The 7,806-nt window shown below is 40.9% G+C and carries 6 protein-coding genes; 2 read left to right on the top strand and 4 right to left on the bottom strand.

Annotated features, from left to right (window positions below):
• Window positions 1–243: 243 nt before the first annotated feature.
• Window positions 244–1,971 carry a long-chain-fatty-acid--CoA ligase gene (locus M917_RS13470; protein WP_021815437.1) on the bottom strand — a complete coding sequence of 576 codons (1,728 nt, stop codon included), beginning with the start codon at window positions 1,969–1,971 and terminating at the stop codon, window positions 244–246.
• A 539-nt stretch (window positions 1,972–2,510) separates the two neighbouring features.
• Between M917_RS13470 and parC the strand changes: the two genes are divergently transcribed.
• A complete protein-coding gene (gene parC / locus M917_RS13475) occupies window positions 2,511–4,823 on the top strand; it encodes a DNA topoisomerase IV subunit A (RefSeq protein WP_021815438.1) in 2,313 nt (770 codons plus the stop codon).
• Window positions 4,824–4,988: 165 nt separating this feature from the next.
• A complete protein-coding gene (locus M917_RS13480) occupies window positions 4,989–5,210 on the top strand; it encodes a hypothetical protein (RefSeq protein WP_021815439.1) in 222 nt (73 codons plus the stop codon).
• A 344-nt stretch (window positions 5,211–5,554) separates the two neighbouring features.
• Here the strand turns inward: M917_RS13480 and M917_RS13485 are convergent, their stop codons facing one another.
• The 3 genes from M917_RS13485 to M917_RS13495 all read right to left on the bottom strand — a co-directional run bounded on the left by M917_RS13485 (window position 5,555) and on the right by M917_RS13495 (window position 7,660).
• Entirely contained in the window at window positions 5,555–6,070 is a 516-nt protein-coding gene (locus M917_RS13485) for a hypothetical protein (protein ID WP_021815440.1), read from the bottom strand.
• Window positions 6,071–6,470: 400 nt separating this feature from the next.
• Window positions 6,471–6,968: a BLUF domain-containing protein gene (locus M917_RS13490; RefSeq protein WP_021815441.1), complete on the bottom strand. Its 498-nt coding sequence runs from the start codon at window positions 6,966–6,968 to the stop codon at window positions 6,471–6,473.
• Window positions 6,969–7,153: 185 nt separating this feature from the next.
• The gene (locus M917_RS13495; protein ID WP_021815442.1) at window positions 7,154–7,660 is read right to left on the bottom strand and encodes a BLUF domain-containing protein; all 507 of its coding nucleotides are present in this window, start codon (window positions 7,658–7,660) and stop codon (window positions 7,154–7,156) included.
• Between the last annotated feature and the right edge of the window lie 146 nt (window positions 7,661–7,806).

Below are 7,806 nucleotides of genomic sequence, written 5' to 3' on the forward strand. Positions count from 1 at the left end.
GAGCGTAAAACTGATGACATTTTGTAGATAAATACAAAAATATGTCGCTGAGCACTATAGCAGTTTTGCTAAACATTCTCTATCTATACTAGCGTCGTCCTAAGGCTAGCAAAGTGGCAAAGACAAAAAAATGATAAGGCAGCCTATAAGCAACCTTATCATTTTTGATTGGACTGTCATTCTGTTTGGTGCCTACCACTCATAGGCACTCGTAATAAACGTTATAAGTTCAATATGGATGGATTAACCGTGATTCTTTTCTTCAAGCGTGCGTAAATCTTTATGTAAAATCTTACCGACGTTTGACTTCGGCAACTCATCGATGAACTCAACATAACGAGGACGCTTATAACCAGTTAAATTTTCTTTGCTATAAGCAAGCACTTCTTCTTTAGTCAAACTGTCATCACTACGGACGACATAGATTTTTGGTACTTCGCCGCTCTTTTCATCTTCGACACCGATGACGCCACATTCCAGAATCTTTGGATGACCTGACATTACATCTTCGACTTCGTTTGGATAGACGTTGAAGCCTGATACCAGAATCATATTCTTTTTGCGATCGACAATCTTAAAATAACCTTCTTCGTCCATCACACCGATATCACCCGTACGGAAATAGCCATCTGCTGTCATGACTTCAGCAGTTGCGTCATCACGTTTCCAGTAGCCTTTCATTACCTGCGGCCCGCGGACACAAATCTCACCGCGCTCTCCAAGTGCCACCTCATTGCCTTCTTCATCCAAAATAGCCATATCAGTCGTAGGCATCGGTAGACCAATATTACCAGAGAACTCACCAGTGCCATGTGGATTTGCTGACGCAACAGGCGATGTCTCAGACAAACCATAACCCTGCACGATAACGTTGCCTGTTATTTGTTGCCATTTGGCAGCGGTGTCTTTGAGTACCGCCATACCGCCGCCCATAGACATCTCAAGCCTGCTATGATCCATACCTTGGAACTCTTCATTATTAGCAAGCGCATTAAACAATGTGTTTACTGCTGGGAAAAACGCTGGCGGATAATCTTTGTAGGCTTTGATTAAGCTTGGTAAATCACGCGGATTCGGCACGAGCAAACCGATACAACCACGGTACAGACCATACATACCACAGACGGTAAATGAGAAAATATGATACAACGGCAATGCGGTCATAATTACTGGCTGTTCATTTAGCGTTTCAAACTTATCGAAGGCATTGCCCAAATAAGTATCACATTGGATGAGGTTGGCGACCAAATTACCGTGGGTGAGCATTGCACCTTTCGCCACGCCCGTTGTACCACCGGTATATTGTAGGACAGCCACATCGTCAAGATTAATATTATTGGGACGCTTGTAATTTTCGGCAGAAAAACGGTTTAGGGCTTTTTTGAATTTTACGCTGTCTTTGATATGGTAGTCAGGAACCATTTTTTTGACATGACGAACGACAGCATTGACGATAAAGCCTTTTAGTGGGCTCATTAGATCGCCCATCGATGTGATTACCACATGGTCGACCAAATCTTTACCAATGTCGTCATACGTTTTGGCAAAGTTCTCAAGCAAAATCAGCGCTTTGGTATCAGAGTCTTCTAACTGATGGGCAAGCTCTTTTGTGGTATAAAGCGGATTGACATTGACAAGCGTCAGGCCAGCCCGCAGCACACCCAACACAGCAACAGGCAGCTGCAAAATATTGGGCATCATCACCGCCACTTTATCGCCCTTTTGTAGCCCAAGTGACTGTAAGTAGGCAGCAACTTGTTTACTGTAGCGGTCTAATTCTTCGTAAGACAGTTTGACATCCATACATACAAATGCAGTTTTTCCTGCATGGGTAATGAAGTTATGCTCAATGATATCGATTAATGAAGTGTTGGCAGCTGGCATCTCAATATCGTACTGAATGCCAAGTTTTTCATAAGTATTAACCCATACTTTATCATTGCGACGAATTAGGTTACCGTGATTTTCCATAATCTTTTTTCTCCTAGTAATGGTGCGCTACCGTCAATCCATACCAATCACAGTGTGATAAAAATACGACAACTCGGAACGCAAACTTGTCATCATAATGGCAAGCAAGGCTGCGTCGTAATCATATAGTGACGGACAAACTGTATAGCGGTAAATAGCCCTTTATTAATTAACATACACACTTTATATAGACTACTCAATACAAAAGATTGTTACTTGAGTTCGCAAACCGGCTTGACTAACAATTATCCAATACATATCAATTATTTAACCATAATTATTCAACAAATTACCAATGATTTTTTGATGAACATTTATTCATGAAAACCTGTGAATTTTAAATTGAATCGCTTAGTACAGATGACATAATGGGCAATCTATATTATAAATAGAAAACCATATGAGCACGTCATACACTGTCGTCTATTATGACTTATGCCTTTTTAATTCGGCCAATATCCTTTACGATAGCACTATTCTATTTGCTCGATTGCCCCAGTTATTAATACCTATTGAAACTCATAAGTGAATCCTATTTTATGTCCGATGTTATTGATTATACGATTGACCCAGTTATAGCCACTGAACCGATGGATACGCGCTCGGTCGCGGAATTTACTGAGCAGGCCTACCTCAACTATGCCATGTACGTCATCATGGATCGGGCGCTACCCAATATCGCTGATGGATTAAAACCTGTCCAGCGCCGTATCGTTTATGCCATGAGTGAGCTGGGGCTAAAATCGACAGCCAAGGCAAAAAAATCAGCACGTACGGTCGGTGACGTCCTAGGTAAGTATCATCCGCATGGCGACAGTGCTTGTTATGAGGCGATGGTATTGATGGCGCAGCCGTTTAGTTATCGCTATCCGCTCATCACTGGTCAAGGCAATTGGGGCAGTCCCGATGACCCAAAGTCATTTGCGGCGATGCGTTATACCGAAGCCAAAATGTCTGCATATGCCAATACTCTACTCGCGGAACTTGGACAAGGCACGGTTGATTGGCAAGATAACTTTGATGGCACGATGCAGGAGCCAACCACCCTACCTGCCCGCCTACCTAATATTTTATTAAACGGTACGACGGGTATCGCGGTCGGTATGGCAACCGATATCCCGCCGCATAATCTGAATGAAGTAGTACGCGCGGCTATTCGTTTGCTCAAAAACCCTGAATTGTCCGTTAAGCAGTTAACCCAATCGATACCAGCGCCTGATTTGCCAACGCCAGCTGAAATTATTACCAGTAAAAAAGACTTACAGGCGATGTATGAAACGGGGCGTGGCAGCTATAAGATGCGTGCGACTTTTCATATTGACCCCAAAGAGAAGAATTTAGTCATCATTGATGCACTGCCTTACCAAGTCTCAGGTAACAAAATCCAAGAGCAAATTGCCAAGCTCATGACCGACAAAAAGCTGCCTTGGATTACCGATATCCATGATGAATCAGACCACGAAAACGCGTGCCGTATCGTGCTTGAACTGCGCTCAACGCGAGTCGATGTCGAGCGAGTTATGAGCCATCTATTTGCCAGTACTGATCTGGAGAGTAATTATCGGGTCAATATGAATATGATTGGCCTAAATGGCAAACCGCAGGTCAAAAACCTCAAGGAAATATTAGAAGAGTGGCTAATCTGTCGCCGTTCAGTGGTCACGCGCCGCTTGCAATACCGACTCGATAAAATCGATAAGCGCTTGCATATCCTCGCGGGCTTGCTGATTGCGTATCTAAATATCGATGAAGTCATCCGCATCATTCGTGAAGAAGACGATCCAAAATTGTCTTTGATGCAAGACTATGATCTCACCGATATTCAGGCTAACGCGATTTTGGATATTCGTCTGCGTCAGCTAGCCAAGCTCGAAGAGATTGAGCTACGCCGTGAGCAAGATGAGCTGGCTGCCGAACGTGCCATTATTCAAGAATACTTGGACAACCCAGACAGTCTGACCAATCTGATGATCGATGAGATGACTGCCGATATGAAAGAACACGGCAACGAGCGTGTATCGCCATTAGCAGAACGCGAAGAAGCGCAGGCATTAAAAGAATCCGACCTCGTCCCGAGCGAACCTATCACCGCCATCCTATCAAAAGCAGGCTGGATTCGTGCTGCCAAAGGTCATGATGTCGATGCCGCTGGTATGAGTTATCGCTCAGGCGACAGCTATCAAACGCACGTGCGCGGTAAGTCTAATGAAAAAATCTATGTGCTCGACAGTACCGGACGCAGTTATAGTATCGATGCGCACAGCTTAGCCTCTGCCCGTGGTCAAGGCGATCCACTGACCAGTGTCCTAAAACCGCCAGCAGGTGCCAGCTTTGAGCAATTATTAACCGGTGAAGATAATCAGCGCATCATCCTCGCCAGCTCAGCAGGTTATGGTTTTATCAATACGATTGGCAATTTGGACAGCAATCAGAAAGCGGGTAAAAACATCATTAACTTAGCAGATGATAGTCGTCTGCTTCCCATTGTACGTATCGATGCACCAGTAGATATAACGGCTAATAACAGTGCTGAAGGCGAAAACAGCAACGCACGTATGGCGCCTGACCATATCGCTGTCGTCACCAATGCGGGATACTTGTTGATGTTTGCCCTTGATGATTTGCCTGAACAGGCTCGCGGTAAAGGCAATAAATTGATTAAACTGAAAGATGGTGAAGAGGTATTAGTGATCACACCACTCAATCAAAAAGATAGCCTCGTCATTACTGCTGGCAAACGGCATGTGACGCTAAAGCCTAATGATTTAGCCAACTATACCGGCACTCGTGGTAATCGCGGCGGCCAGTTGCCAAGAGGCTTTCAGAATGTGACGAGTGTTGAGGTTAGGTAAAGCGTTTAAAGATAAGTAATAAGATTTTAATATCAAAATTATCAATTAAAGTGCAAAATAAGTTGCTTCATTGAAAAAACCCGCTCGCGCTCGTATTCTTCCTATGAGCCTAGCATTAAATATAATTCTTATTATCAAATATTCACATTTTCCAAGGAGAAAAAAATGGGTAAGACTACTGAACAACTAGTTCGTATTGCAGCCGCTGGTGGCGGATTCTATGTAAGTAGTTCTAAAACTACTGAACAACTTGTGCGTATTGCAGCGGCCGCTTCCACAAGTGGTGCCAAAATAGTGGTAAAAGGTGCTTCAAATAAAACTACTGAACAACTTGTACGTATTGCAGCTGCTGGGAAAGGCTCTGTAATGTTTGATTTATCTGAGTAGTAACAAATTCGAAAAATATCTAAATTGCGAAAGTGCGTTGGGTGGGCTAGTTTTATTAAACTCCCATAGAAAATACTTATGAAACGTAATCCACCACACCATCTAATCAAGTATTCAGTGGTTACGTTATTACTGAGCCATCCTACTTTTTCTTTTACCTGTAAATTTTGTAAAGTTAATGTGGGCTGGACTTCCAACCCAGCGAATCATTATCAATAACTATGTTTTATATCGTAAATCAATCGTATTCTACAAATATTTATTTCATGTAATTACAACAAGAAAAGCCGCCTACACAAACGTATAGACGGCTTCTTTATACATTAGCTAAAACAACCAAGGCATCAATATCGACCCATCTCAACCGTTGTCTCAGCAAGTACCATATCGCCTTGCCATGCCTGCACATCTACCGTATACAGATGGTTTTTACCGCCTGAACAGGGTGGTTTATACGCTCCTCCCACTTCGCCTGCACGGCTACGATATTCCGCAACCATCTCAATACCGACTGGCACCTCATAAGTATGACCAAATACTCGTGGTATTTCTGCGCTCGTGGCACCTTTTGGTAATAAAAACTCTACAATGCCGTGTCCACCATTTTGCATACGTTTATTGCTCACATCGTTGTAAACGAAAACCAAGCTCTCCGCGCCTACCGGAATATCTGTGACTGTCATGCTTGGCGTTGCAGGACTTTTGCCATCATAGTTTAGGCATTGCTGGCCTTCAGGTATTTTTTTACCGTTCCAAGAGGCATCAGCAAACTTAACATCCATTGCAAAAGCATTGGCAGATAGTGTCAATGTTGCCAGTGCCGTCAATGCGATGACTGATTTTAAGGTAAAAATGTTCATACTTCTTCCTTTAGGTAGTTGATGCCTTAATAAAGACAGACGCTATTATCTTGTTAACCGATATTGATAGTTAATCCTAACCTTATAATAAATAGATACTGTTAAGATAATAAGAATATGAACATGCTCCGGTAGTAACATCATAGTATCAAGTTAAAAATCATGGTTTTTCGGTAAGTCGATAAGCGTTGCAGCATTTATTGATATGATTTATGAGAAGCAGGCTCTGCCGATTCAATCAATTTATGATCAAAAAATAAGAGATTTTTTGGTCTTATATCTGATATAAGTTCTTTTAAATTATGCCTCTCAAATTTTTTCTTAAAAGTTTGGGCTAAAATCTCAGCCTACGCATAATTCTATCTCATATATTTTTTATTAAATTAAATGACAGTCACAGTTAATTGATATCGCTATCTTTAGATATGGTTAGACCTTTCTCTTCAAAAATCGATTGCATAAAGCTTGTGATTTGATTTTGTTTCATTAGATAGGGGTTGAAGTCAGCACCTGCTGAGAAACTCTTTAATGTATATTCTTCATCTTCAGCACTTGACGTTAAATATTTGATTAAATAGCCACTCCATTTACGTACTTCTATCTCCTCAACCTCAACGATATGAGGTAATACAGACAAATATTCGTTAATCAACTTTGCCAAAACTTCGTTGATAGCAGGCCTTGATCCCTCGAGACTTTGAATAAAATAATGATCATTAATGGCAACCGCTGAGCTTACATCCATTTCCATCAAATATCTTCGCCAATGCTCAAGAGTGCGAGCCAGTTCTATTCCTGAATTTTCTTCGTTGTTTTTACCAATATACGTCAGGCTCATAAGAATATGTTCGCCATCCTTATTGCTGTTTTCTGAAATACTTTCTGTGATTGTTTGCATAAAAAAATCCAATTATTAGAAAGTGAATTTAAAATATTCTTTACAACAGCATTACCTCAACAATATTTTAAAGTGGAATATAACACTCAAGCCTTCATCGGTTAGAGCTTATGAAAGTAGATCACTAACGTCAATTAACGTCTGATGCCGTTGATCGGAAAACGCTTCCTTAAAACCAATGCCAGTTAAAAATAGCTAACCTCATCACTTTGGGAATCTCTCTCTTCAAAGATTGCTTCCATAAAACTTGTAATTTGATTTTTTTTCATTAAATAGGGATTGAAGTCGGCACCTGCCGAAAGGCTTTTGAGTGTATATTCCTCATCTTGGGCGCTTGAGGTTAAATATTTGATTAAAAAGCCATCCCACTTACGCACCTCTATTTCCTCAACATCAATGACATGAGGTAAGAAGTACGAGTATTCATTAATCAAGGTTCCCAACACTTCATTGATAATAGGTCTTGAACCCTCGATATTTTGAATTACATAATGATCGTTAATGATAAGGGCTGAGGTTATATCGCTTTTTTCGTTATTTCTTCGCCATTGTTCAAGGATACGAGTCAACTCTACTCCATTATTCTTTTCACTGTTTTTGCCAATATATTTGCCAATATAAGTGAGACTAACGAGAATATGTTCGCCCTCTACATTATTACTTTCTGAATTATCGTTTGTAATTGTCTGCATAAAAAGCCCCATTTATAAAAATTTTTATTTAAATTAAGATACCCTTTAAAGTAGAATATAATCAATAACATTTTTTGTCTTTTACTGTACTTTTGTCTTTTAATGACAATAAAACAACCTCAAAAAAATTTTCTAATCCTATTGAT

The organism is Psychrobacter aquaticus CMS 56 (assembly GCF_000471625.1).
GTDB lineage: Bacteria > Pseudomonadota > Gammaproteobacteria > Pseudomonadales > Moraxellaceae > Psychrobacter > Psychrobacter aquaticus.